The 26,504-nt window shown below is 74.5% G+C and carries 17 protein-coding genes and 3 pseudogenes; 12 read left to right on the top strand and 8 right to left on the bottom strand.

What is annotated here, in order from left to right; all coding sequences use genetic code 11:
- Positions 1–627: 627 nt before the first annotated feature.
- The gene (locus B124_RS29280; RefSeq protein WP_496506003.1) at positions 628–1,890 is read right to left on the bottom strand and encodes a diacylglycerol kinase family protein; all 1,263 of its coding nucleotides are present in this window, start codon (positions 1,888–1,890) and stop codon (positions 628–630) included.
- 145 nt (positions 1,891–2,035) lie between these two features.
- Here B124_RS29280 and B124_RS29285 point away from each other — a divergent pair, with 145 nt between their 5' ends.
- Positions 2,036–3,319 carry an adenylosuccinate synthase gene (locus tag B124_RS29285; RefSeq protein ID WP_496506004.1) on the top strand — a complete coding sequence of 428 codons (1,284 nt, stop codon included), beginning with the start codon at positions 2,036–2,038 and terminating at the stop codon, positions 3,317–3,319.
- A 24-nt stretch (positions 3,320–3,343) separates the two neighbouring features.
- Here B124_RS29285 and B124_RS29290 read toward each other — a convergent pair whose 3' ends face one another.
- The 3 genes and pseudogenes from B124_RS29290 to B124_RS29300 all read right to left on the bottom strand — a co-directional run.
- Entirely contained in the window at positions 3,344–5,224 is a 1,881-nt protein-coding gene (locus tag B124_RS29290; RefSeq protein WP_496506005.1) for a protein kinase domain-containing protein, read from the bottom strand.
- A gap of 31 nt (positions 5,225–5,255) precedes the next feature.
- A complete protein-coding gene (locus B124_RS29295) occupies positions 5,256–7,595 on the bottom strand; it encodes a serine/threonine-protein kinase (RefSeq protein ID WP_496506006.1) in 2,340 nt (779 codons plus the stop codon).
- Between the two features lie 251 nt (positions 7,596–7,846).
- A pseudogene (locus B124_RS29300) lies at positions 7,847–8,425 on the bottom strand (MarR family winged helix-turn-helix transcriptional regulator); the annotation flags it as partial.
- Between the two features lie 189 nt (positions 8,426–8,614).
- Here B124_RS29300 and B124_RS29305 point away from each other — a divergent pair.
- Together B124_RS29305 and B124_RS29310 are read left to right on the top strand one after the other, a co-directional pair.
- On the top strand, positions 8,615–9,295 hold the full coding sequence (locus tag B124_RS29305) for a GntR family transcriptional regulator (protein ID WP_496506007.1): 681 nt from the start codon (positions 8,615–8,617) through the stop codon (positions 9,293–9,295).
- Positions 9,296–9,424: 129 nt separating this feature from the next.
- Entirely contained in the window at positions 9,425–10,075 is a 651-nt protein-coding gene (locus B124_RS29310) for a putative DNA-mimic protein (protein WP_496506008.1), read from the top strand.
- Positions 10,076–10,165: 90 nt separating this feature from the next.
- Here B124_RS29310 and B124_RS29315 read toward each other — a convergent pair whose 3' ends face one another.
- Positions 10,166–11,035, bottom strand: a complete 870-nt coding sequence (locus B124_RS29315; protein ID WP_496506009.1) for an SLATT domain-containing protein — start codon at positions 11,033–11,035, stop codon at positions 10,166–10,168.
- Positions 11,036–11,326: 291 nt separating this feature from the next.
- Between B124_RS29315 and purD the strand changes: the two genes are divergently transcribed.
- The 7 genes and pseudogenes from purD (at position 11,327) to B124_RS29350 (ending at position 19,390) form a co-directional block, all read left to right on the top strand.
- Positions 11,327–12,598: a phosphoribosylamine--glycine ligase gene (purD, locus tag B124_RS29320; protein WP_496506010.1), complete on the top strand. Its 1,272-nt coding sequence runs from the start codon at positions 11,327–11,329 to the stop codon at positions 12,596–12,598.
- Between the two features lie 275 nt (positions 12,599–12,873).
- Positions 12,874–14,910: a hypothetical protein gene (locus B124_RS29325; RefSeq protein ID WP_496506011.1), complete on the top strand. Its 2,037-nt coding sequence runs from the start codon at positions 12,874–12,876 to the stop codon at positions 14,908–14,910.
- A gap of 134 nt (positions 14,911–15,044) precedes the next feature.
- A complete protein-coding gene (locus B124_RS29330) occupies positions 15,045–16,496 on the top strand; it encodes a N,N-dimethylformamidase beta subunit family domain-containing protein (RefSeq protein WP_496506012.1) in 1,452 nt (483 codons plus the stop codon).
- 384 nt (positions 16,497–16,880) lie between these two features.
- Positions 16,881–17,228, top strand: a complete 348-nt coding sequence (locus tag B124_RS29335) for a cupin domain-containing protein (protein WP_496506040.1) — start codon at positions 16,881–16,883, stop codon at positions 17,226–17,228.
- 123 nt (positions 17,229–17,351) lie between these two features.
- A pseudogene (locus B124_RS29340) lies at positions 17,352–17,693 on the top strand (DUF7873 family protein); the annotation flags it as partial.
- Between the two features lie 590 nt (positions 17,694–18,283).
- The gene (locus B124_RS29345; protein ID WP_496506013.1) at positions 18,284–19,141 is read left to right on the top strand and encodes a helix-turn-helix domain-containing protein; all 858 of its coding nucleotides are present in this window, start codon (positions 18,284–18,286) and stop codon (positions 19,139–19,141) included.
- Positions 19,142–19,147: 6 nt separating this feature from the next.
- Entirely contained in the window at positions 19,148–19,390 is a 243-nt protein-coding gene (locus tag B124_RS29350; RefSeq protein ID WP_496506014.1) for a DUF397 domain-containing protein, read from the top strand.
- A gap of 103 nt (positions 19,391–19,493) precedes the next feature.
- Here B124_RS29350 and B124_RS29355 read toward each other — a convergent pair whose 3' ends face one another.
- Positions 19,494–20,216 (bottom strand): maleylpyruvate isomerase family mycothiol-dependent enzyme, encoded by a 723-nt coding sequence (locus tag B124_RS29355; RefSeq protein ID WP_496506015.1) that lies wholly within the window; start codon positions 20,214–20,216, stop codon positions 19,494–19,496.
- Positions 20,217–20,398: 182 nt separating this feature from the next.
- Here B124_RS29355 and B124_RS29360 point away from each other — a divergent pair.
- Together B124_RS29360 and B124_RS29365 are read left to right on the top strand one after the other, a co-directional pair.
- Positions 20,399–21,593, top strand: a pseudogene (locus tag B124_RS29360) (RNA-guided endonuclease InsQ/TnpB family protein); the annotation flags it as partial.
- Between the two features lie 105 nt (positions 21,594–21,698).
- Complete coding sequence (locus tag B124_RS29365) at positions 21,699–22,619, top strand: helix-turn-helix domain-containing protein (RefSeq protein ID WP_496506041.1); 921 nt, start codon at positions 21,699–21,701, stop codon at positions 22,617–22,619.
- A gap of 82 nt (positions 22,620–22,701) precedes the next feature.
- On the opposite strand, the gene B124_RS29370 is transcribed toward B124_RS29365, so the two are convergent.
- Together B124_RS29370 and B124_RS29375 are read right to left on the bottom strand one after the other, a co-directional pair.
- Complete coding sequence (locus B124_RS29370) at positions 22,702–23,436, bottom strand: dienelactone hydrolase family protein (protein ID WP_496506016.1); 735 nt, start codon at positions 23,434–23,436, stop codon at positions 22,702–22,704.
- 169 nt (positions 23,437–23,605) lie between these two features.
- Entirely contained in the window at positions 23,606–26,425 is a 2,820-nt protein-coding gene (locus B124_RS29375) for a helix-turn-helix transcriptional regulator (protein WP_496506017.1), read from the bottom strand.
- Positions 26,426–26,504 lie beyond the last annotated feature (79 nt).

The raw sequence follows: 26,504 nt of genomic DNA on the forward strand, positions 1-26,504 counted from the left end.
TGACCCTCCGTCGTCGTAGGGAGCGGCGGGGTGGGGGCGGGTTCGGCGCCGCTCGGGGCGGAAGGCGCCCTCCGCAGGCGGTGCGGGCGCGATACGAGGGCGGATCNCCGCCTGCTCCGTGACATCGCCGGCGAAGCGGGAGTGCGGCACTCCTGGGGAACGGAGCAGTGCGGCCCGGGAGGGCCGATGCTCACAACCCCCGTCGCCCCAGCCCTACGCGCACGACGCCCACCCCGACACCGCGCCCATCCGCCCTGCGGGGTCACCCGCCGACCCGGGCAACCCCCGCGATGCAGGCCGCCGTTGCGCCGTACCACCCCCAGCCGGGCCCACCCGACAGGTCGTGTCCCACGGCATGGTGCAGGCAACGCACACCCCGAGCACGACTGTCCCGAGTCCGAACACCGGCTCCACGCTGTCCGCGGCACATTCACGCTTTGCGCGCGGCGGGAGTGCCGGCCACGTCTCCGGCGAGCCCAGCGGCGGGACCACGATCCGCGGAAGTCATGGCGCCGGGTCCCCTGCACCTCCCCGCGGGACACCATCCGTCTCCTTAGGGCAAGCCACACGCACGGCGAGGCGGTGGTGGCTGTTCTGGCGCCAGGCGTGCGGAGTGCCTCCGGCCGGTCAGCGGGTCGGGGCGGTGATCAGGCTCCAGGCGTTGGGGTGGGCGGTCCAGGTGCGTTGGCTTACCGGTTGGCTGAGGAGGGCGTCTGCGCGGTAGCGGAAGTCGCTGCCCCAGACTCGTACGCTACGGGCCTCTGCGTGCAGCGGGTCGTGGCCTCCGCGGGGGCGGATCACCACCTGGGCGAGTCCGCTCGTCGGGTCCGTGACGACCCTGACCTGCGCCGTCGTGCCGTCCAGGTCCGCCAGCAGCACTCCGTCCGCCTCCACGCGCAGGCGGAAGCCGGGCGGGGTGGCCGGGGCCGGCTCTTCGTCGGTGTCCGTCGGCGAGCGGTGTTCCGCGCCGCCCGACTCCCAGCCGCCCGTCGCGTCCTCCGCGCCCCACTTCGTGACCATCGGTGGCCGGCCCGGTACCGGGCCGGGGACCGGGTCGCCGCTGGGGCGCTGGCCCGCCGCTCGTGCCGCCGCCGCCCGTGCCGCCAGTGCCCGCAGGCGCGCCGCCGGGGTCCAGCGCCGGCCGGCGCCGGCCGCTCCCGCGCTCACCCGCTGGGTCAGCCCCGCCAGGCCGCCGCCCAGCCCGCCGCCCAGCCCGCCGGACGCGCCCACGCCCTGGGCGCCGGGCGGGCCGCCGCTCGGCCTGCCCCCGGGGCCGCCGCCCGACGTGGCCCCGGGGCCGCCGCCCTGCGCGCCCCCGGCCCCCGGCCTCCGGCTGCCCGTCCGCGGCCGGGGCCCTGCCCCCGGCCGGTCGCCGTCCGGCGGACCCGCGCTGCCCGGCCACTCCGCGCTGCCCGGCCACTCCGCGCCGTCCGCGCCCGCGCCGTCCGCCGACTCCGCCGGCAGGCGCAGCGCGTCCAATACCACCCCGCCGCCGTCGTCCACCAGCAGGCCCAGCCGGCGCTCCTCGCCGTCCAGCACCGTCCTGGCCGCGTCCACCGTGCCCGTCGGCACCCCCAGCGTCGCCGCCAGGCTCCGTGCCGTACCCACCGGGACCAGCGACAGCGGGGCGTCCGCCAGCGTCTCCTGGCGGCGCAGCTCGCCCACCACTCTCAGGAACGCTCTGTCGTCACCGATGACCACCGGCCGCCGCCCGCCCCGGCGGGCCAGGGCGCGGGCCAGTTCCGGCTCGGTCTCCGGCACGCAGATCTTCGTGGCCGCCGCCGCGGAGAGCACGTCCCTCGCGATCCGTACGGCTTCCCCGTCCGCCCGCCGTGCAGCGGGGTCGATGAGCACGAGCAATGAGCGCCCGGTGGGGTCTGGAGCCGACACCACGGTCCTTCCTCAGGTAATCTCTCGGTGCAAGAGCCCCTGTCGCACTTGTGCCAGGGGCTTCGTCTATCCGGGGCCCGGTCCGATCCCCGGTGCACGGCGCACCGCACGTTGGACATGCCCCGCCCGGAAGGGGTGTACGCCTGTGCCCGCACTTGTGCTGGTCGGTGCTCAGTGGGGTGACGAAGGCAAGGGGAAGGCCACCGATCTGCTCGGCGGCTCGATGGACTACGTGGTCCGCTTCCAGGGCGGGAACAACGCCGGGCACACGGTGGTGGTCGGCGATCAGAAGTACGCGCTGCACCTGCTGCCGTCGGGCATCCTGTCGCCGAGCTGTACGCCGGTGATCGGCAACGGCGTGGTCGTCGACCCCGAGGTGCTGCTCAGCGAGCTGAGCGCGCTGCAGCAGCGCGGCGTGGACACGTCCAAGCTGCTCCTCAGCGGGAACGCGCACCTCATCACGGCGTACCACACCGACCTCGACAAGGTGACGGAACGGTTCCTCGGCACGCGCAAGATCGGCACCACCGGGCGCGGCATCGGCCCGGCCTACGCCGACAAGATCAACCGCGTCGGGATCCGGGTGCAGGACCTCTTCGACGAGTCGATCCTGCGGCAGAAGGTCGACGCGGCGCTGGACCAGAAGAACCAGGTCCTCGCCAAGCTCTACAACCGCCGCGCCATCCGCCCCGACGCCGTCGTCGAGCAGCTCCTCGGCTACGCGGAGCAAGTGCGCCCGTACGTCGCCGACACCACCCTCGTGCTCAACGAGGCCATCGACGCCGGGAAGGTCGTCCTCTTCGAGGGCGGGCAGGGCACGCTCCTCGACGTCGACCACGGCACGTACCCCTTCGTCACGTCGTCCAACCCGACCGCGGGGGGCGCCTGCACGGGAGCCGGCGTCGGCCCCACGCGGATCAGCCGGGTCATCGGCATCCTCAAGGCGTACACAACGCGCGTCGGCGCCGGACCGTTCCCGACCGAACTCTTCGACGAGGACGGCGACCGGCTGCGCACCATCGGCGGCGAGCGCGGCGTGACCACCGGCCGGGACCGGCGCTGCGGCTGGTTCGACGCGGTGATCGCCCGCTACGCGACCCGCGTCAACGGCCTGACGGACTTCTTCCTCACCAAGCTCGACGTCCTCACCGGCTGGGAGCGCATCCCGGTCTGCGTCGCGTACGAGATCGAGGGCCGCCGGGTGACGGAACTGCCGTACAGCCAGACCGACTTCCACCACGCCACGCCCGTGTACGAGATGCTGCCCGGCTGGTCCGAGGACATCTCGAAGGCCAAGTCCTTCGACGAGCTGCCGAAGAACGCGCAGGCCTACGTCAAGGCGCTGGAGGAGATGTCGGGCGCGCCGGTCTCGGCGATCGGCGTCGGTCCCGGGCGGGACGAGACGATCCAGATCAACTCGTTCCTCTGAGCGTGCCGCTAAGCCTGTCAGCCGTCAGACCGTTCCCTTGAGGCGCTGCTCCTGGAGCGTCGTCAACTGCTGCACCGTGAGCAGCGCCAGGACGCTCGTCGTGATCAGCACGAACGAGAACAGCACGTCGAACAGCACGATCCGGACCGCATCGGTGGTCGAGCTGCCGACCTCCCAGTTCTCCGCCGTGACCAGGCCGAGCACCAGGGTGGTGATCCATGCGGCCCACCAGCAGTTCAGCACGCCCTTCCCGTACGTCACGGGCCGCCGGCCGTAGCCGGCGGGCGGGCGCGCGTGCGGCGGGTAGGGGCTGCTGATCCGGAAGATGTCGTTGGCGATCTGGAGGGGGATCCAGAACTGGGCGACCGGGATGTACCAGGAGCCGATGGCCATCCCGGACGAGTAGCGCGTCTGGCCCGGGGCGAACGCCTCGGCGTTGTTGCGCAGCCGGAAGAACCAGACCGACCACAGCACGCCGCACACGATGAGCAGCAGCAGGTTGCCGGCGGTGAGGTTCTCCATCCGGTCGAGGTCCTCGGCCATGTACCAGGTGTCGGCGCCGTCCTCGCTCAACGTGACCAGGAGGTTGAACTCCTGGATGACCTGGAGGCAGACGTACGCCGCGTACACGCCCAGCATCACCTGGAGCGCCGTGGCGATGGACCGCACCCGGCGCGGGCGGCCCGGCAGCGGCGGGCGCGGGGTCTGCCAGCCGGTCTGCGCGTAGCCGGTCTGGCCGTAGGGGGGCGCCGGGGCGCCGTAGGGCGCCGGGCGCGCGGTGGGCGCGGCGGCGCCGTAGGCGGGGCGGTGCTGCTGCGGCGGGGTGTGGGGGCCGTGGGGCGGGGTGCCGTAGGGCTGGGGGTGCTGCGGCTGCAGGCCGGTCTGCCCGTACGGGCCGGGGGCGGCGCCCGTGGGCGGCGGCCCGTACGCCGGGGCGGGGCCGGGAGGCCCGGCGGTTCCGGCGGTTCCCGTGATCCCGGCGGTTCCGCCCGCGGTCTGCGGGGTCTCCGCGTCCAGCAGCTCCACCGCCCGCCGCGCCAGCAGCTCCAGCAGCGCCCCCGGCAGCCACGGCTTGACCTGCGTCGCCTCCTCCGTCAGCGCCACCAGCTCGTCGACCTGCGGGCGCGCGTCCGGCTCCTTGGCGAGGCAGCGCTCTATCAGCGTGCGCAACTCGCCGTCGATGCCCGACAGTTCCGGCTCCTCGGCGGCTATGCGGAACATCAGCGCGTGCGCGCCGCTGTCGTCCGTACCGAACGGCATCCGCCCGGTCGCCGCGAACGCCAGCACGGTACCCAGGCAGAACACGTCGCTCGCCACCGTGACCCGCAGGCCGCGTACCTGCTCGGGTGACATGAAGCCGGGCGAGCCGATGACCGCGCCGGTACGGGTGAGCCCGTCGCCGGCGGCGGTGACCGAGTCCAGCGCGCGGGCGATGCCGAAGTCGATGACCCGCGGCCCGTCGATGGTGACGAGGATGTTGGACGGCTTGAGGTCGCGGTGGACGAGCCCGGCGGCGTGGATCGCCTGCAACGCGCGCGCCAGCCCGCCGGCCAGCGCGCGCACGGAGGCGTCGGGCAGCGGGCCGTGGTCCCTGGCGATGACCTCGTGCAGCGAGGGGCCGGCGACGTACCCGGTGGCCACCCACGGCGTCGCGGCCTCGGTGTCGGCGTCGAGCACGGGCGCGGTCCACTCACCGCCCACCCGGCGCGCGGCGGTGATCTCCTGTGCGAATCGCGTTCTAAACTCCGGCTGGCGGGCCAATTCCGCCTTGACCAGCTTCACCGCGGCGGTCCTGCCGCGTTCGGAGCGGGCGAGATAGACACGTCCCATGCCGCCCTCGCCGAGCCGTCCGAGCAGTTGGTACGAGCCGACGCGGCGCGGATCGTCCGGTCCGAGGCTGTCCATGCTGCCCCCTTTCCCCCCTCGTCGAGCGAGCCTATTGTGCCGGGTCGGCAGGCGAACCGTCCGCCCGTGTGTAGTGCCGGGTGCGCTGCTGGCCGCCGAGGAACTGGCGGTCCAGCACGGAGCCGTCGGCGGTCGCCTGCATCGCGGACGAGAACCCCGGCACGCACGGGCCGCCGAGCCGGCCGGCGGTGTCGTCGCCGAGGCCGTCGGCGGTCTCTTCGGCGTCGGGATTCCCGGAGTCCCCGGAGTCCCCGGAGTCCCCGGAGTCCCCGGAGTCCCCGGAGTCCCCGGAGTCTTCGGGGGCCTTCGGGCCCGTGACGGAGGTGATCTCGGACGGGCCGAGCAGCAGGCGGTCGTCGCGCTGGTCGACGCCGACGAAGTCTGCTTTTGCCTGGCAGGTGTTGCCGTCCGGGGTACGGGTCGTGAACCGCACCGCGATCTGCCCCGGCGCGGCCTGCACGACCCGCATCACCTGCGTGCCGGAGCCGGCCGGCCGCTGCCAGCGGCCCAGCAGCTCGCGCGGCACGCGGCGGTCGCGGGGCTCGACCTTGGTCAGCTCGGCGGTGCGGCCGTCGTCGGCGCGCCAGCGCAGGGCGCCGTCGGCGTACGTGAGCGTTGCCCCGCCGGCGGGGGTGCATTCGCCGGCGGGGGCGGACTCGATGACCTTGGTGTCGAAGTGCAGGCCCTTGGCGGTGGCGGTCAGGGTGCCCTCGCTGGTGCACTGCGACGTGCCGGTCAGCACGATGCTGGCGGCCGCGACCTCGCCTTTCTTGCCGGGGCGGATCGTGAACTGGCGGTACGTGCCGGTGGGTTCGCCGTCGCGGAGCTGGGTGCCGAGCCAGGCGCCGAGGTAGCGGTCGGGGACGTCGGAGCGGGGGGTTCCGGCGGGGGTGCCGTCGTCGCGTTGGGTGGCGAGGGCGACGGGCACGGCGACGCCGGCGGCGAGGAGGACGGCGAGCGCGGCGAACAGCCGGGCGCGGGGGCGGCGCCGGGAGCGCCGACGGCGGGGCGGGGCGGAGTTCTCCCCGTCCCCGCCCCTTCCCGAAACCCGGGGCTCCGCCCCGGGACCCCGCACCCCGGCCGGCGGCTGCGCGCCGACCGCGGTCCGCCGGACGGTGACGTCCTCGGCCCCCGCGTCGGCGGCGCGGGGCCAGGACCCGCCTGCGGCGGTCGCCGCGCGGTCGCCCGCCGCATTGCCCGGCCCCCGGCGCTCCGCGCCGGATGTCCGATCCGCCGCCGCGCCTGCGGCGGGCGTCGGGTGGCCGCCCGCTCTGTTTGTTCCGTCTGCAGCCCCTCCGCGGCGCTCCGCGCCGGGGTCCCGGGGGGTCCCGGTCCCGGTGGGTGTCCCGCCGACGGCTGAACCGCCCGCGGCTCCGGGGCCTTCGGTACCCGCCACCCCCGCGCCCGTCGGCCCAGCCCACGCGGCTCCGGCGGCGGTCGCCCCGGCGCTCTCCGCCCCGCCCCACGCCGGAGGCGTGTCCGTGTCCAGGAGGCGGACCGCCTGGCGGCCCAGGTCGGCTATCAGCGGGGCCGGGAGCCAGGCCGACTCCGGGGGCGGGGGGCCCGTCAGCCTGACGAGCTGGTCCGTCGTGTGGCGGTCCGCCGGGTGCTTGGCCAGGCAGCTGGAAATGAGGCCGTGCAGCGCCGGGTCCGTCACGCCCGCCAGATCCGGTTCCTCCTGGACGACGCGGAACATCACCGCGTGCATCCCCGACGAACTCGACCCGAACGGCGCCCGCCCGGTGGCCGCGTACGCCAGCAGCCCGCCCATGCAGAAGACGTCGCTCAGCGCCGACACGTCCGCCCCGATGATCTGCTCCGGGGACATGAAGCTCGGCGAGCCGACGACGATGCCGGTGCGCGTCACCGTGCCGTCGGACAGCGAGTCCAGCGCGCGGGCGATGCCGAAGTCGATGACGCGCGGGCCCTCGATGGTGACCAGCACGTTGGACGGCTTGAGGTCGCGGTGCACCAGCCCGGCCGCGTGGACGTCGCGGAGTGCGCAGGCCAGCCCGTACGCGAGCGGGAACAGCGACTCCGGCGGCAGCGGCCCGTACCGCTCGACGACCTCCTGGAGCGTCGGCCCCGCGACGTACCCCGTGGCCACCCACGGCACCGGCGCCTCGGTGTCGGCGTCGAGTACGGGCGCCGTCCAGGTGCCGCCGACGCGCTGCGCGGCGTGCACCTCCGTACGGAAGCGGGCGCGGAACTCCTCCTCGGCGGCCAGCTCCGGCTTGACGAGCTTGACGGCCACCGTCCTGCCGCCCGCGGTGCGGCCGAGGTAGACCCGGCCCATGCCGCCGCTGCCGAGCCTGCCCAGCAGCCGGTACGCCCCTATTCGTGGTGGATCCTGCGACGTCAGCGGTTCCACGCTCTCCGTTCCCCCCACCCCCGTGGTCTACCGGTAGAGCGTAGGCGGTGACCGGGGGCCGGGATGAGGGGGGCGCGATTGTCGTTGCGGTGCTGTCACACCATCGTCGTGGGGCGGTGATCCCGGCGCGGGGCGGATCATTGGCCGGTACGGGTCTTGCGCCGCCTCGGCGCCGCCGGGTTCCCGGCCAGGTCAACGGCTGTGTCGGAGTGAGGTTTCCCCGTCTCTTCACCGGCATCCCCGCCGGCCTCCGCCTCCTCCGCCGCCACCGCGTCCTCCGCCTGCAGCGCCTCCAGCGCCGCCGACAGCCGCCGCAGCGCCGTCAGCGACTCGCCCAACCCCTCCTCCCCGCCCAGCCGGTGCGCGAGCCGGCCGGCGAACTCCGCGTGCCCCGGCCCCAGCCGGGCCAGCGCCCGCCGCCCCGCGGGCGTGGGGCGGAGCAGCTTGGCGCGGCGGTGCGCGGGGTTCGGTTCGTACGCCGCGAGCCCGCCCGCCACCAGCGCGTCCGCAATCCGCTGCACGCTCTGCCGGGCCACCCCCATGCCGCGCGCCACGCCGGCGACGGGCCGCGGCTCGCGGCGGACCGCGTCCAGCACCTGCCGGCGCGCCGCGGTCAGCCCGGCGGGGGCAGCCAACCGGTCGCCGCGCGCGAGGAACTGGCCGCCGAGGCGGACCGCGACGGCGGCGGTGGCGTCGAGGAGCGCGGTGGCGTCGAGGAGCGCCGTCGCGTCGAGGAGTGCGGCGGTGCCGGGTGCCGTCAGGTCGTCCTCGTCCGCCACATCCGCCGCGCCCGTCACACCCGCCACGCCGCCGCCGGTGTCCTCGCGCATGGTCCGCCGCCTCCCGCTCCGTCGGTTTTCGGCCGCTTACGCGCAGACGGCCAGGTGAACCGTTTCCGCGCACCCCGGGCCCGCGGTTCCGTCCCGACAGCATGCTGGCAAAAGGACAGCATGCTGTCGATCACCGCCACCCGGTGCGCTTATCGTGTGGGGGCATCCCCCATCAGGAAGGCCCACCGCATGACCCCCGCAGGAGCCGTGGTCCGGCGCGACACGCTGCGTGCACAGATCGCCGACGCCCTGCGCGACGAGATCCTGGCCGGCCGGCTCGCGGCCGGGCAGCACATCACGGTCGGCGAGATAGCGGAGCAGTACGGGGTCTCCGCAACCCCCGTACGCGAGGCCCTGGTCGACCTGTCCGCCCAGGGCCTCCTCGACGTCGAGCAGCACCGCGGCTACCGCGTGCACGCCTTCACCCTCGACGACTACCGCGCCATGGCCGACGCCCGCACCCTCGTCGAGATGGGCGTCTTCCGCGCCAGCCCCCCGCACACCGTCGCCCCCCGGCCGGGCGCGCTGGCCGCGATGCGGCGCCGCGGCGAGGAGGCCGAGCGGGCGGCGAAGGCCGGGGACCTCGACGTGCTCGTCCACTACGACCTGCGCTTCTGGCGCGAGATCACCAGCCTCGTCGGCAACGACTACATCACCGAGTTCCTGGAGCGGGTACGGATCCACTGCTGGGTGTTCGCCGTGCCGTATCTGCGCGAGGAGTGCGAGAACCGCGTGCCCGGCACGTTCTGGCAGGGGCACATGCAGCTCGTCGAGGCCATAGAGCGGCGCGACGTGGCCGCCGCCGAGGAGGTCGTACGCACGTACAACCGGCATTCGCTGGAGCTGATCGAACGGCTCGCGGGCGGCTGACGCCCCGCACCGCACGGCCCGGTGGCCGAGACCCGGCCCAGGCGGGCGCGGTACCCGGCCGGGGGGTGCTGCCGGGCCGCGGTCTCCGGTTACGCTGAGCCGGACCCGCGCAGTTAAGGAGCGTACCGCTTGGCCTGCGACCTGTGGCTGGTGCCCCTCGTCGACGTGCTGTGCCACAGCCCCGACAACCCCTTCGCCGAGGAGATCGCCGCCTACGACGCCGCGCTGGCGCAGGCGGGGCTGCCGCCGGTGCCCGTGCAGAGCTACATGCCGGGCCTCTCCGGGGACGTCGCCCCGGTCGCCGGCTTCGACTACGACGCGCTGCACTTCCTGCGCCGCGCGTACCTGCTGCAACTGTGCGGGCTCGAAGTCACGCCCGTCGGCGAGCTGGGCGGGGACTACGAGCAGTTGCTGGAGATGTTCGAGTCCACGGCGCAGCAGTCGCACCTGGTCTGGCACTACGACCACGCCGGCGCGTACGTCCCCGTCGACTTCCCGCATCCGCTGGTCACGGAGGAACTGCTGGCGGGCGGCGGGCCGCTGGGCTCGGCGCAGGGGCTCGTACGCGAACTCGTCGCCGTCGCCCCGGCGATCGGCATCGACCCGGACAACCCGCCGCCGGCCCCGGCCCCGCCGCCGGGGCCGACGGAGCTGTCGGAGCCGGCGGCGACGGCGCCGGCGGAGGGCGGGGACTTCGCGCAGGAGCGGCACGTGTGGCTGGGCCTGCACGCGGCGGCGACGCGGAGCCTGGCACAGGGGTCGATGATCGTCTTCAGTTGACGCCGGTTCAGCCGGTTCAGCCGGTTCAGCCGGTCCAGCCGGTCCAGCCGGTCCCGCAGGCGGGACCGGCGGGCGGTGTGTCGTGGCCGGTCAACGGCTCGGGGGTTCCGGGGGGCGTTGGCGGGGCATTGTGGGGCGCAGGCCCGCCGGGGGGAGGGGGGCGCGGGCCTGGGGCTGGGTTTCGGGGCAGCGGGCCCACGCCAGCGACTGCGTCGCCAGCGCCGCGCGCCCGCCGCCGAACGCCACCATCCAGTCCGCGGTCTCGGCCCGTACCAGCTCGGTCACGTCCTCGGTGAAGCGCCGCAGCACCACGAGGCACCGCTCCGCCGCCTCGCTCGCCGTGCCCTCCGTCGGGCCCAGCACCTCCCGTACCGACTCCGACGCCCAGTCGAACTGGAGCGCCTCCAGCCGCCGCTGCACCGCCTGCGCCGTGGCCATGTCGCGCATCCAGCCCGCCGTCACGCCGAAGAACCGGTCCGCCGCCAGGCACGCCAGCGCCGCGAACAGCGCCACGAACGCCCAGCCGGCGAACCGGTCCGGCACCGTCTCCGTCAGGTGGAGCACCGGCAGTGCCGCGCCCGCCGTCGCGCACACCGCCGCCCCGGCCCGCAGCGCCCGCGCGGCGCGGCGTTTGACGCGGCGGGCGTCGAGGTAGGACCGCGCGGTGTGCAGCGCGCCCTCCTCCGCCCACAGGTACAGCTCGTCCAGCCGCTTGGCCGGGTCGCCCCAGTCGCCGAGCGGGAACGGCCGGGCCAGCAGCTCACCGGGGCGCGCCGCGGAGCCGGGGCCGCAGCCGGGACCGCAGCCGGGACCGGGGTCCGGGCCGCCGACGCCGACACCGCCCGCGCCGCCGGCGTGCCCGGCCCGGTTCCTGCGGCCGAAGCGACCGCGCCCGCCGCGGCCTTCGTGGGTGACGCCGGTCGCGGTGCCGGTCGTCCTGACTTCCTCCGAGTGGTTCATATCGGGACTCCTTGCTCTCGTCGCTCTCGCTCGAACTCGCCTGCTTCTTGAGGTCTCTTGCTGCTGGCTTGCTTCTGGGTCGGTGTGATCTGTGTGCTCTGTGTGGCGCATGTGCCGTGTGATCACTGGGCAATCGGATGGTGCGCCCGCGGCGGCCTTCCTACCGCCGTACGAGGGGACACGAGCCGAAAATGGCGTTATTTACCCTCGTAAGGAGTGGTTGCTCGGGTATAGGGGCGAAACCGGCGTCACCCGGACGGTGGCCCCGGAGCCGACCGCTAGGCTGCTCCCGTGAAGGTCCTCGTCATCGGCGGCGGCGCCCGCGAACACGCCCTGTGCCGCGCCCTCTCCCTCGACCCCGACGTCCGCGAGCTGCACTGCGCGCCGGGCAACGCCGGCATCGCCGCCGTCGCCACGCTGCACGCCGTGGACGTACTCGACGGCGACGCCATCGCCGACCTCGCCGCCCGCCTCGGCGCGGACCTCGTCGTCGTCGGCCCGGAAGCGCCGCTCGTCGGGGGTGCGGCCGACGCCGTACGGGCGCGCGGCATCGACTGCTTCGGACCGGGCGCCGAGGCGGCCCTGCTGGAGGGGTCGAAGGCGTTCGCGAAGGACGTGATGGCCGAGGCCGACGTGCCCACCGCCCGCTCCTACGTCTGCTCCACCCCCGAGGAGGCGGACACGGCGCTCGACGCGTTCGGCCCGCCGTACGTCGTCAAGGACGACGGGCTCGCGGCCGGCAAGGGCGTCGTGGTCACCGAGGACCTTGAGGCGGCACGCGCGCACGCGCGCGCCTGCACCGCCGCCGGGCAGGTGGTGATCGAGGAGTTCCTCGACGGGCCCGAGGTGTCCCTCTTCGCGGTCACCGACGGCGAGAGCGTCGTACCGCTGTCGCCCGCCCAGGACTTCAAGCGCGCCTACGACGGCGACGCCGGCCCGAACACCGGCGGCATGGGCGCGTACACGCCGCTGCCGTGGGCGGACCCGAAGCTCGTCGGCGAGGTCGCCGAGACCGTGCTCCAGCCGACCGTCGACGAGATGCGCCGCCGCGGCACCCCCTTCACCGGCCTGCTGTACGCGGGTCTCGCGCTCACCTCGCGCGGCGTACGGGTCGTGGAGTTCAACGCCCGCTTCGGCGACCCCGAGACCCAGGCCGTCCTCGCCCGGCTGCGCACCCCCCTGGCCGGGCTGCTCCGGGCCGCCGCGCAGGGCCGGCTGGCCGAGTTCCCGCCGCTGGTGTGGAGCGACGACGCGGCCGTCACCGTCGTCCTCGCCGCCCCGGACTACCCGGCGAAGCCGCGTACCGGCGGCGTCATCACCGGCCTGGACGAGGTCGAGGCCGAGGACGCCCCGGAGGCGTACGTACTGCACGCCGGTACCGAGCTCGATGACTCCGGCCGGGTCGTCAGCTCCGGCGGCCGGGTGCTGTGCGTCACCGCCGTGGGCGCGGATCTCGCCGTCGCCCGCGACCGCGCCTACAAGGCGATTCGGCGGATCGGGCTGGACGGTGCGCACTACCGCGGGGACATCGCCGCGCGCGCCGCGGAGGCCGCCGCCGACTGAAATTTCACCTCGTCCTGACCTTTGCCCAAGGCCATACCATCGGGTGACCGGACAGCGGTCCTGCTGACGTGGCCGCGCCCCCCAACTATGGTGCACCTGCCCGACGTACCGGCCGTCCGGCCGGCCGCGTCCGGGCGGTGGGGGCCTGATCAGGCCAACTGGCCTACCGGCATTGCACTGGCGGTGGCCGGTGCGACAGTGGTGGAGTGCGGCCGTTTCGTCTCGTTACGGCCGCAGCCCTGCCCGTCGGCGGCCCAAGGGGGTGAGGTACGGACGTGTCCACAGCGACCGGTACGGAGGCGAGTGCGCAAGCCGCCCGCTCCCGGGCCCTGGCCGTCCTGCGCGTACGGGGGGCGGCCCTCGCGGTCGTCCTGCTGCCGGCGGCGGCGGCCGTCGTGCTGCTGGCCGGCTCGGCCATGGGGCGGGTGGACGGGGTGCTCGCGGCGCTGCGCTGGCCCGTCGCCGCGCTCGCCGTCCTGGTGCCCGTGCTGGCCGCCGCCGTCGCGCGGACCGTCTCCCGCGCGGAGCCCGCGGCCACGCTGACCGTCCCGGTGCCGCGCCGGGCCGCCCCCGACCTGTACCGCCTCGTCGGCGACCTCGCGGAGCGGCTGGGTGTGCCGGTGCCGGCGGCGGTGGCGCTCACGCCGGACTGCGACAGCTGGCTGGAGGACCCGGCGCCGGCGCCGACGGGGGTGCGCAGTTGGCTGCGCCGCTTCGGGAGACGGGTGGCACGGGCGCTGCGGCCCCGCGGGCCCGGCGGCTCCGGTGCCCCCGCGGACGCGGGGGTTCCGGGCGCGTACGGTACGGGCGACGCCGCGGTCTTCGGCGCCGGTGACGGGCTCGGCGCGCCGCGCGGGCCCGCCGCGGAGAGCCACGCCGCCGCGGCGGCGGCCCGGCGGCAGGCGTCGGCCGAGGCGTCGTACGCGCCGAACTGGCGCGAGGTCGTCGAGCGCGCCACCGCGGAACCCGAGGGGCCCGTGCTCGTCATCGGCTCGCCGTTCCTGTGGTGGATGCGCGTCGGCGAACTGCGCGCGGTCCTCGCCCCGGTCGTCGCCGGCACGGCGGCCTCGGCCCAGCCCGACATCGCCGCGGCGCGCCGCTTCGTACGGGCCCTGGACGCGGCGGCGGCGCTGCCGGCGCGAGCGGTGCAGGAGCCGTCCGAGACCGGGGCCGCGGCGGCGTACGAGACCGGGGCGACGGGTACGTACGACGCCGGCCCGGGGCCGTACGGAACGGCCTCCCGCGCGGCGCTCGGCCCGCCCGGTCCGTACGGCCCCGGCCCCCACCCGGCCGACGGCCCCGCCCACCCCGCCGACGCCCCCGCGCGCCCGCCACGCCCCGCACTCCGCGCCCGCGCGGCCCGGCGCTGGCAGCGGTTCACCGCCGGCGTCGCGCGGCTGCTGCTGCGCGCGTGCGGCGAACACCCTGTCGAGATGGAGCGCGCCGTCGCCGCCGCCGCGGCCGAGCGCGCCCAGTCCGTGGACTACGGCCTGCGGATCGTCGCGCAGGAGCAGGTGGGGCTCGCGTACGCGGGCTGGGACCGGCTGCTGACCCGGGTCGCGCTGCCCGCCTGGCGCATGGGCCGCTGGCCCTCCCGGCTCAACGCCGGCGTCGTCTCCGCCCTCACCGAGCTGTCCCGCCGCGACCGCCTCGCCGAGGGCTTCGCCACCCGGCTCGGCGAGCGCCCCGCCTGCGACCTGCTGGAAGAGCCCGGCATGGTGGACGAGGCGGCGTCGCTGCTGGCCGCGGAGCTGTTCAGCGGCCCGGGCGGCGCGGCGGCCGGCGCCGTGGTCGGCGGCGAGCCGGCGGCGGGGTTCGCGGGGGTGAGCTGGGAGCAGTATCCGGACGAGGTCGTGGACCGCAAGTGGCGGCTGGAGGCCGCCCGGCTGCACGCCGTGCTCGACCGCCTCGAAGACTGCCCGGAGCCCGCGGGCCGCCCCGACCGCGGCACCCTCACCCGCGTCGTGGACCGGCTCACCGCGGGCCCGGAGGAGACCGACCGGATCGGCGCCGCCCTCGTCCGCGCCCAGCAGCAGGCCCCGCCCGGCCCGGCGGCGCCGCTGACCCCGCCCCGTACCGGCCGCGAACTCCTCGTGGACCACGTCCTCGCGATGGTCTGCTGCGCCGCCGTCGACACCGCCGGCGCCAACCCCGGGCTCGACTGGCTGGACGGCCCCGTCCTGCGCACCCGCCGCGGCGGCAGCCCCGCGACGGCGGTCCGCGCCCTGGTCGAGACCCGCGACGACACCGCGTTGCGCGCCTGGCTGACGGCCGCGGGCGTACGGCCCGAGAAGCCGGTTCTGCTGGTCTGACCTCCGCGTTCGAAACGGCCCTCCTCGTACGGGCGTCACGTCGAACGAATGTGGGCGTTCCGTGCAGGGCCGTTGGCGTTATGTGATGTCCTGGACTCGCCGGCCCACGCGGGGGCGAGGGAGGGAATCGGCACGTGGTTCACGACAGCATCCGGCGGTGGGAGTCCGGGGCGCTCGCGCACGCCGTCTCCGACCCGTTCGCGGCAGGCCCGCTGCCGTGGCTGCACCCCGGGGAGGCGTCCTTCGAGGACGGTCGCCTCGTCCCCTGGTACGTCGACGCCGGCACCACCGGCGACGGCGGGGTCCACCTCGCGAACGACGTACTCCAGCAGATCAAGGGCTTCGCCGCGCCCTCGTGCGCCGAGCCCGGCGAGTCCGTCGACTTCCGCATCTCCGTCGACCCGCCGCAGCAGTTCGGCGTCGACATCTACCGCATCGGCCACTACGCCGGCGAGGGCGCCGCGAAGATCACGAGCAGCCCGCGGCTCGCCGGCATCGTGCAGCCGGTGCCGCTGGCCGCCGGGCGCACGGTCTCCTGCCACCACTGGTGGCTGTCCTGGCGGCTGCAGATCCCGGCGCACTTCTCCCCGGGCGCGTACGTCGCGGTGCTCACCACCGCCGACGGCCACCGCTCGCACGCGCCGTTCACCGTACGCTCCACCGAGCCCGCCGACCTGCTCCTGCTGCTGCCGGACGTCACGTGGCAGGCGTACAACCTCTACCCCGAGGACGGCCGTACGGGCGCCAGCCTCTACCACGCCTGGAACGACGAGGGCTGCCTCCTCGGCGAGGCGGAGGCGGCCACCACGGTCTCCTTCGACCGCCCCTACGCGGGCGCGGGCCTGCCGCTGCACGCCGGCCACGCCTACGACTTCATCCGCTGGGCGGAGCGCTACGGCTACGACCTGGCGTACGCGGACGCCCGCGACCTGCACGCCGGCCGCGTCGACCCCACGCGCTACCGCGGCATCGTCTTCCCCGGCCACGACGAGTACTGGTCCCCGCGGATGCGCCGCGCCGCAGAACGCGCCCGGGACGCGGGCACGTCGCTGGTGTTCCTCTCCGCCAACACCATGTACTGGCAGGTCTCCCTCGCCCCCTCCGCCGCCGGCGAGCCGGACCGGCTGCTGCACTGCACCAAGCGCCAGGGCCCGGGACGCCCGGCCCTCTGGCGCGACCAGGGCGCGCCGGAGCAGGAGTTGCTGGGCGTGCAGTACGTGGGGACGGTGCCGGAGCCGAGCCCGCTGGTCGTACGGAACGCGGACCACTGGCTCTGGGAGTCGACGGGCGCCGCCGAGGGCGACAAACTCCCGGGCCTGGTCGCGGGCGAAGCCGACCGCTACTTCCCGCGCGCCCCGCTCCCGCAGCACACCGGCCGCAAACTGCTGGCCCACTCGCCGTACACGGACAGCCGGGGGCTGCTGCGCTACCAGGAGACGTCGCTGTACGAGACCCCGGCGGGCGGGCTGGTCTTCGCGGCGGGCACGTTCGCGTGGTCCCCGGCGCTGGACCGGCCGGACCACGTGAACCCGGTGATCCAGCGGGCAACGGCGAACCTGCTGGACCGCATCTGCAAACGCGACTGAGCGGGCGGGGCGCGGGGGCTCGGTCCGCCCGAACGCCGGTGTGCCACGCCGGGGGGCGGGGCTACGGGAGAGCGGGGTGCTGGTGTACGACGGAGACTGACCGAGCGGCAGCGCTCGCCGTACGCAGCAGGGAGGCAGCCGATGCCCGAGACACCGCCCCCGGACCGCCAGCCCGACCCCGCCGAGGCAGCCGGGCCCGCCGGGGCAGCCGGCGCCGCCGGGACCACCGGGCCCGCCGAGACGCCCGGGACCACCGGGCCCGCCGAGACGCCCGGGACCACCGGGCCCGCCGAGACGCCCGGGACCACCGGGCCCGCCGAGACGTCCGGGACCACCGGGCCCGCCGAGGCCGCCGACGTCACCGAGCCCGCCGAGGTCGCCCGCGTGCTGTGTGACGTACGGGCTCTCGCGGACGAACCCCCCGCCCCCTCCGGCGTCCTGTGGAAACTGGCCGAACCGGGCCGCCAGCTCGACGCGAACCTGATCCGCCTGCCCGCGCGCGCACGCATCGACACCCACGCGGAACCCGACCTCGACGTCCTGGTCCTCGTCGTCACCGGCACCGGCGCGCTGGACACCCCCGATGGCCCCCGCCCCCTGTCCGAAGGCGCCCTCCTCTGGCTCCCGCACGGCTCCACCCGCAGCCTCTCGGCGGGCCCGGAGGGCCTGGCGTACGTCACGGTGCACCGCCGCCGCCCGGGGATGCAGATCGGCCGCCGCGCGGACGGCTGAGGCGGTGGAGACGGACGCCGCCGTGACAAACTCGCGGTAACCCATCCCCGAAACCGGGTCAAATCACCCGCGCGACCCGACTTTCGCCTCCCCGCACGCACTGCCCCGCCGAAGTGGGCCCGCCTCGACGCCTCCGAGTCGTGGAACCTGGACCCCTCGACGGACTCGTGGAAGACGGACCCGGTGCGGACCATCCGCACGAAGAAGGTTCCGCGCAACCACGTGAAGGCCGAGGCCACGGAGAAGCACCCGGCGCAGGTCGAGGTGTACTACGAGGACGTGGCGGTCGGTTACTGGACCACGGTGAAGTTCTCCGGCGCGCTGCCCGCCCGGCGGGTCAACGAGCTCCTCGACCGCGTCGAGAAGCTCCAGCAGGCCGTCAAGTTCGCCCGCGAGGAGGCGAACAACACCGAGGTCACCGACCAGCGGGTCGGCGACGCGGTATTCGGCTACCTCTTCCGGTAGCCCCAGATACGCCCTCCGTCGCGAGCGGAGGGTGCGCGATGAGCGCAAGCTGAAACTGATGTTGAAGCTGATAAGGGGTGTCAGTTGGGGGTTCGAATCCCTCTCCCCGCACCGCGTGCGGGGGTGGCCCAAGCCCGGCAGAGGCGGCTCCGTGAAACTCAGATTCTCGCTCCAGTCTCAGCATTCGCCGCCGAACACCGGATCGACCGACCGTGGGCGAACATCGACGGATGGGGGTTCAAGTCCCTCCGGCGCCTCTCTCGTGGCGCTGTAGTTCAAAGGCAGAACACGTCGATCTCAACATGACCCGCGGTTCTTAAACGCCGCCGGTGTGCGCAACTGGGTGGCAAGCTGGAGCCCGGGAGCTGGACATGCTCCCGGGCTCCGTCACGTTCCGTACGGGATGAACGCCGCTGTGACGAACTCCCGGTAACCCACTCCCGAAACCGGGCTAAATCGCCCACGCAGCCCGACTTTTGCCTTCCGGCACGCACGGCCCCGCGCCGGGCGGATCGGCACACCAACTGGCCTGCCGTAAGGCAGACTTGCGCCCCTCAAGCACCCGACGAGGACCCCGCAGGAGAGAACAGGTGAACCCGAACGGCCCCACGGTCCGGCGCCGCCGGCTGGGATCCGAGCTGCGCCGGCTCCGCGAACAGGCCGGGCTCGACCAACTCGCCGCAGCCACGTACCTGGAGTGCTCGAACTCCAAGATCAGCCGTATCGAACTCGGCCAGGGCCTGCCCAAGATCATCGAGCTGCGCAGCCTGCTCGATCTGTACGGGGTCACCGACGAGGACGAACGCGCGAAGATGCTGGAGATCCGCAAGGCGGCCAGCGAGGTCGGCTGGTGGGAGCAGGCGGAGTACGAGACCGTCCTCCCCTCCGGCCTCGGGGTCTACGTGGGTCTGGAGTACGACGCCCGAGCCGTACGGGCATGGGAACTCGGCTATGTGCCCGGGCTGTTGCAGACGGAGCCGTACGCGCGCGCGGTCCTCTCCAGCAGCGGGCTCAAGACGCCCGACGAGGTCGGCCGGCTCGCCCGGGTGCGCATGCAGCGCCAGGAGCGACTTACGGCCACATCCAACCCCGTAGAACTGGTGGCGGTGATCGACGAAGCCGCGCTGCTGCGCCCCGTCGGCGGCCGGGCGGTCATGCGCGATCAGCTCGCCCACCTGCTGCGTACGGCCGAGTTGCCGAACGTCACCCTCCAGATCCACCCCCTGGGCGCCAACGCACACGCGGGCATGCTGGGTGCGTTCACCCTGCTGAACTTCAGCGCCTCCGATCCTGTGGTGGGCTACGTCGAATCCCCTGCCGGGAACAACTTCCTGGAGCGCGACAGGCAGACCCGCATGCTTGTCCACGCCTTCGACCTCTTGAGGGAGGGCGCTCTCGACCCCGGTGAGTCCGCGGCACGCCTGGCCGAACTCGCTGGAAAGGAGTGAACGACCATGACCGGAACCACCCCGCCCACACCACCCCCGGCCGTGAACCCCGACGGCCTGACGTGGACAAGGGCGACGGCGTCCGGCGAGAACGGCGCCTGCGTGGAACTCGCCTCCGCAGGCGGCGGCTGGGTGGCCCTGCGCGACAGCAAGAACCCCGACGTCCCCCCGCTGATGTACACCCGAGCCGAACTCGCCGCGTTCCTCGACGGCGCCAAGAGCGGCGAGTTCGACCACCTGCTGACGTAGGCAGGGGAGGGGGCGCCGCGGAGCGGCTTCTGGCGGCTGGCCAGCGGCACGCTGGAGGCGTGACGGTCAGGACACCGTGGAAGCACCGCGGCGGCGCCCCCGTTCACAGCGCCGTGTGCTCCCGCCAGTGCTCCATGAGCCGGCGGTCACCGGTGATGTCCACGTCGTCGAGTGTGAGGCGGCGGTAGAAGCACAGCAGGAGATCCTGCGCGCTCCCCGTCACCGTGACATCCGCCTCGCCCGTCCCGTGCTTCCAGCGCACCCCGGCGGGGGTCCGCGTGATCAGCCACGCCGCGTCGTCCGACCGGAGCTGGAGGGTCTGGCCGTCACCGCGCAGTTCGGCCAGCCCGGGCTTGAGCGCCTCCCCGGCCGGCGAGGCGAGGAGTTCGAGGCCCTCGTCTATCGCGTCGACCGCCAGCTCGGCCGGGATCTCGTAACCGACGCCGGCGGCCAGTGCCGCGTCGGCGTAGTGCACCGCGGTGTCGTTCGCGTTCCGGCGGAGCCAGAACGACGCGGGCTGCGGGCCGATGAAGGTCCACACGTCCGTCGAGCACGATGCGACGGCCGCGGCAAGCTCGTCGGCGCTGTCCAGAAGCCAGCGCGACCACGTCGCGGGCGGTCCGGGGTCGGCGTCGCGCGGATCCGGGATGTCCGCGGGCGGGCCGGTCCTGACGATCCCGGCGGCCCAGCGGTGGGACTGGCCGATGTGTCCGACGAGCACGCGCAGCGGCCACTCCGGGCAGGTCGGCACGGGCGTATCGGGGGCCAGGCCGGCGACGGTCCCGGCGAAGGCGGCGGTCTGCCGGCGTAGTGAGTCGATGTTCATTGAGACTCCTTCGTGGATACCCCCGGCTTCAGCCGGGGGAGGAAACGAAGTTCCCGCGTGAGCGGGGCAGGGAGAGCCGAATCGCCGTCAGGGCGATTCGGTGTCCACCAGAACTCCTGGTGAGGGACACGGCAAAGATCAATCGGGGTCAACTGTCAGTCCTCCCGGGTAGGTTCTGGTGCATGACGACAGAGGTGGCGGCGGAGGCGGCCGGGCATGCCCGGTACACGTTTCGTCTTCGCGTGTCGTCCACGGCGCGTGTGGCTCTTGAGGCCGAGTGGGGCCGGGTGCGCTGGACGTGGAACGAGTGCGTCGCGAAGTCCCGGCAGGTGCACCAGCTCAACCGGATGACGGGCAAGCAGGTGACGTGTGGGCCGGTGCAGCTTGCGGCGATGCTGACCGGGGCCCGTGCGCGTACGCCGTGGTTGCGGGAGGGGGCGTGTGTTCCGCAGCAGCAGGTGATCCGCGACTTCGCCAAATCCCAGGCCAAGGCGATCAAGGACATCAGGGCCGGGGTGCCGGTGCGGCAGCGGGCGGGGATGCCGAGGTACAAGAAGAAGCAGGAGGCACGACCCTCTCTTGAGTACACCCGGCGCGGGTTCCGTCTCAAGGACGGCCGTTTGCAGCTGGCGGGCGGGATCGTCGTGCGCGTGGTGTGGTCGCGGGAGCTGCCCGAGGCGCCCAGTTCGGTGCGGGTGTACCGGGATGCGGTGGGGCACTGGCAGGCGAGCTTCGTCGTCCCCGCCGTGACCGAGCGGCTTCCCGCCACCGGACGGGTGATCGGCATCGACTGGGGTGTGAAGGAGACCGCCACCACCACGTCCGACGACCACGACCTTCCCCACCCGCAGCACGGGAGGACGGCGGCGCAGAAGCTGGCGAAGTACCAGCGGATGATGGCCCGCAGGAAGCCGAAGCGCGGGCACGCCGCATCGAACGGATACCGCGAAGCGAAGCGTCATGCCGCCAAGCTTCACAAGAAGATCACCCGGCAACGCCAGGACACCGCCCGCAAGTGGGCCAAGAAGGTGGTCCGTGATCATGATGTCCTGGCGGTTGAGGACTTCCGCCCGAAGTTTCTGGCGAAGTCGGCCATGGCCCGCAAGGCCGCTGACGCGGCGATCGGCGCCACCAAGGCCGCACTGGTGGAGATGGGCCGCAAGCACGGCCGGGTCGTGCACCTGGTGCACCCGGCGCACACCACCATGGATTGCGCAGAGTGCGGAGCGAGAACCAAGCACGCGCTGCCTCTCTCGGAACGAACGTATACGTGCACCGCGTGCGGAGTGTCCCGGTCCCGGGACAAGAACTCCGCCCGTGTGATGCTCGTCCGGGCTGGTCTTCAACCCGGCTGGTGCTGATCGTGTAAGACCTGCACCCCCGCCCGGGGGAGCAGGCGACGTGAGCCAGGAATCCCCCTCGTTCACGAGGAGGAGGAGTCAAGGCCGTACCGTAGGATCTCCACCCAAGTGGAGGTTCAATGTGACTCCGCGCACACTCGGGATCGGTGAGCTGGCCCGCGCGACGGGTGTGTCCGTACGGACGATCCGGTTCTACTGCGACGAGGGGATCGTGGAGGCGGCGCGCAGTGCCGGAGGGCACCGCCGTTTCGACCGCTCCGTGATCGACCGGCTCGGTCTCGTCCGGCAGTTGCGCGGCCTCGGGCTGGGGCTGCCGTCGATCAGGGCCGTGCTGGACGGTGAGCGTTCCGTGGGGGAGGCCGCAGCCGCCGAGCGCAGCGCGCTCGACGCCGAGTTGACGGCCCTCGCCTGGCGGCGTGCCTCGCTGCGCGCGGTCGAAGAAGCCGCACCGGCGGACCGCGCCGCGCGACTGGAGTTGCTCGCCGCGGTGCAGGACGCACCCGCCGCACACCAGACGCTGGTCGCGTTCTGGCAGCGGTGCTACCTCGGGCCGTTGCCGGCCGATACGACCGAGATGTTCCTCTCCATGAGCACGCCCGCGCTGCCGGCGATGCCGACACCTGAGCAAGTCGTCGCGTACGCCGAGATGGTTCTCGTGCTCGACGATCCCCATCTGCAACGGCGAACCCTCGCGCGTACGCGGGCCACGCGGTCGCAGGTCTCCGACGCGGTCGCGCTGCTCGCCGGCATCGGCGAGGCGGTCGAGATCGCCCACCCCCTGGTGCTCGCCGGGCAGCCGCCCGGGCCGGGAGGTGCCGTCGACCACTTCGTCGGCGTCCACGCCAGGGCACGGGGCGCCCGCGACACCCCGTCCTTCCGGCGCGACCTGCTGGAGTCCTCGGCGCTCGACCGCAGTTCCCAGCTGCGCCGGTACTGGAGCCTGGTCGGCACCGTGACCGGCGAACCCGCCACCGCCGGCGAAGCCCACACCTGGCTCCTCGACGGTCTCGACCTGTCCCTCTCCCGTGAACTCCCGGGCTGACGCGGTACGCCACCACCAGACGCGGTGGTGGCGTACCGTGTGCGCGGCCGGGAATGCGTCGAAGCCGCGGGGCGCGCGCCCGCTAGCGCAGGTGCCGGACGAGGAACCGGCCCGCGGCGTCCCCCGCGAACTGCGGGACCCCGGTGTGCCCGCCCATGTTGGCGTGCAGCGTCTTCTCCTCGGAGCCGAAGGCGTCGAACAGCTCCAGGGCTGCCTGCCGGTCGTTGCCCTCGTCGTCCCACTGCAGCAGGACGTGCAGAGGAATGGTGACCTGCCGGGCCTCCTCGACGATGGCGCGAGGGATGAAACTCCCCGCGAACAGAACAGCGGCCGAGATACGCGGCTCGACCGCCGCCAGCCGGGTCCCGATGGAGATCACTCCCCCCGAGTACCCGACTGGGCCGCCGAACCCGGGCAGCGACAGCAGGGCGTCCAGAGCGGCCTGCCACTCCGGGACCGCCCTGTCGACCAGGGGGAGGATGAGGGCGTCGATGATCTCGTCGCTGACGGGCTCGCCGGCCTCCAGGGCCCGGCGCAGGCCGGCGAGGGCCTGCTCGGCGCCGGGGAGGCGGGGCCGGTCACCGCTGCCGGGGAGCTCGATCGTGGCCGCGGCGAAGCCGTGCGCCGCGGTGTGCCGGGCCCTGGCCAGCAGCCGGGGGTACGCCCTGCGCAGCCCGACCGGAGGCGGGCTGACCAGGATCAGCGGCGTCGATACGGACTCGGAGGCGGGCGTCCACAGGATGCCGGGGATCTCGCCGAGGGTGAATTCGCGCTCGAGGACGCCGTCGTCGAGGCGCTGTTCAGAAGTGAAGTGCACGGTCGTGCCTTTCGGGAGTGCGCAGAACGGCGCTCCCGGACGACGACCTATCGCCCGACCGTGACTCCGGAGGAGAGCACCCACGTCGATACGTTCACGGGTACCACCTCCTTGATCTCTCGCACGGCCGCCGAAAGGCTAGCAGACGGGCGGCGCCTGGTCCTGCCTGCTACCTCATCGCCGCCAGGGCGGCGGGGAGTTCGCGGCGGGAGGTGACGCCGAGTTTCGGGTACGCCTTGTACAGGTGGTACTCCACCGTGCGGGGGGAGAGGAACAGGCGGGCGGCGATGTCGCGGCTGCTGGTGCCTTCCGCCGCGAGGCGGACGACCTGGAGTTCCTGGGGGGTCAGGCGGTCCGCCGGGTCGGGGGCGGTGGCGCGGGCGGTGGCCTGGACCTCGCCGGCCGCGCGGAGTTCCGCGCGGGCGCGGTCCGACCAGGGGGCGGCGGCGAGGCCGTCGAAGAGCTCCAGTGCGGTGCGCAGGTGGGTACGGGCCTGGGTGCGGCGGCGTTCGCGGCGGAGGTGCTCGCCGAACAGCAGCTCCGTGCGGGCCCGTTCGAAGGGGCGGCCGGGGGCTTCCGCGTGCAGGCGTACCGCTTCCGCGTACGCCGCCTCGGCGGTGCTGTCTCCCACCGTGCCGCCGGCTCCCTCTCCGCCGCCGGCTCCCTCCCTGCTGCCGGCCCTCGCCGCGTCGCCGCTCGTCCCCGCGCCGCCGTCGCCCGTCGCCGCCCTCAGCAGCGCCTCGTTGCGCAGCGCCACCGCCCGCGCCCACGGCTGGCCGCTCGCCGCCGCCCACGCCGCGAAGCGGCGGGCCGGGGCCGCGGCCCGGTCCGGGGTGCCGAGGCGGACCGCCGCCTCCACCTCGTCCGCCGCCGCGAACAGCAGCGCCGCGCTGTACCGCGCCGCCCCCGTACGGGCCTTCGCCAGCCGGGTCAGCACGTCCTCGTAGCGGCCGAGGCCCAGGTCGAGGAGGGCCAGGGCGGTGATGCCGTAGGTGCCGCCCGCGGTCATGCCGGGGGCCGCGAGGGTCCGTACGCGCTCCTCGTCGCCCTCGATCGCCGGGATGCGCGCCAGCAGGTTGTGCAGCCGGCCCACGCGCATCGCAAGACCGGTGTCGCGGGCGATCGCGGCGGCCTCTGCCACCGTCCGCTCCGCTTCGCGGTGGTCGCCCGCGTAGAGCTGCTGGCGGGCCAGCACGTGCAGCAGGTACGGCAGCCGGCCGATCATGCCGCCGTCCCGCGCGAAGTCGGCCTCCTCGGTGACCAGGGGCAGTTGCACGCTGTCGGGGAGCAGCGAGGCGGAGGAGATCGCCTGCATGCGCGCCGGGCTGCCGACGGGCGCGTCGTCGAGCAGGGCGGCGACCATCGGCAGCCCGCGCGCGAAGTCGTCCGCCGCCATGTGCGCGAGCCCGCGCACGGCCCGGTCCGCTCCCCGGTTTCCGTCGTCCCGGGGGCCCTCCGCACCGCCGCCGGTCTCCAGCAGCTCCGCCGCGCGGTGCAGCGCCGCGGCGTCCCCGCCGAACCACGCGTACGTCGCCGCCGTGCGCAGCATCTCCCGCCCGTACGCGCGCGAGTCCGGCGCGTGCGTCACCAGCAGCGCGCCGGCCTCCGCCGCCGCGTCCTGCTCGAAGAGCCAGAACGAGCGCACGTACGCCAGCTCCGCGCGCCGCTCCGCGTCCTGCGTCTGCCCGTACGCCGACTCCGCCAGCTCCGCCGCCCGCTCCGCGTGCCCCGCCGTGTTCGCCGCCCACGCCGCCGCCGTCAGCCGGCGCACGCGCGGTTCCGGGTCCGGGGTGAGGCGGGCGGCCTCCGCGTACGTGTCCGCCGCCGCCGCGGGTCCGCCGCGGGCCAGCGCGCGCCGCGCGGAGCCCTCCAGTTCGGCGGCGACGTCCTCGTCGGGACCGGTCGCGGCCGACGCCAGGTGCTGGGCGCGGCAGTCGGCGTCGCCGGAGATCGCGGCCATCGCCTCGTGCACGGCGATGCGGTCGGCGAGCGGGGCGGCGGTGTAGGCGGCGGTACGGATCAGGGGGTGGCGGAACTCGATGGACTCCCCGGCGACGGCCACCAGCCCCTGCTGCTCGGCCGGCGCCAGGTCGGCAAGACCGATGCCCAGGTGCCGGGCGGCGGCGACCACGTACTGCACGGTGCTGCGGGAGTCGGAGGCGGCGGCGAGCAGCATCAGCCGGGTCCGCTCCGGCAGCTCAAGCACGCGGCTGCGGTACGCGGCGAGCACCCGGTCGGCGGCGGGCAGCGGCTGCCCGGCGGCCTGCGGGCGGCCCGCGACGCCGGGTCCGGCGGCGCCGAACTCGCGCAGCGCGAGCGGGTTGCCGGCGGACTCGTGCAGCACCCGGTCCCGTACCGCCGCGGGCACGTCGAGGCCGGCGAGGAGCTGCAGCGCGTCGTCGCGGCCGAGCCGGGAGAGCGGGAGCTGGGGCAGCCCGGCGGCGGGAAAGCCCGCGGTGCAGTCCCCCGGGTCCCCGCCCGGCTCCGTGCCGCGGGCGGCGAAGAGCAGGGCGACGCGCTCCACGCCCAGCCGGCGGGCGGCGAAGAGCAGCGCGTCGGCGGACGGTTCGTCGAGCCAGTGCGCGTCGTCCACCAGGCACAGAGCCGGGGCGTCGTCGGCGACCTCGGCGAGCAGCGAGAGCACCGCGAGCCCGACCACGAACCGGTCGGGCCGCTCGGCGGCGCCGCTGCCGACCGCGGCGCGCAGCGCGTCCGCCTGCGGCTGCGGCAGCTTGCCGGCGCGGTCGAGCACGGGACGCAGCACCTGGTGCAGCGCCGCGAACGCGAGCGCCCGCTCGGCCTCCCAGCCCACCGCGCGCAGCACGGTGAAGCCGCGCCGCCGCGCCTCGTCCTCGGCGTGCGCGAGCAGCGAGGACTTGCCGATGCCGGCCTCGCCGCGCAGCACGAGGCTCTGGCCGCGCCCGTCGGCGGCGGCGGCGATCAGCGCGTCGAGCTCGGCGAGCTCCTTCTGACGCCCGTACAAAGTCATCCGGTCAACACCTACGGGGCGGGTCGGCGGCGCGGTTACGTATCCGAATACCGAAGCGCTACGGATCCGGCGGGCATTC

Source organism: Streptomyces sp. CNP082 (assembly GCF_059570535.1).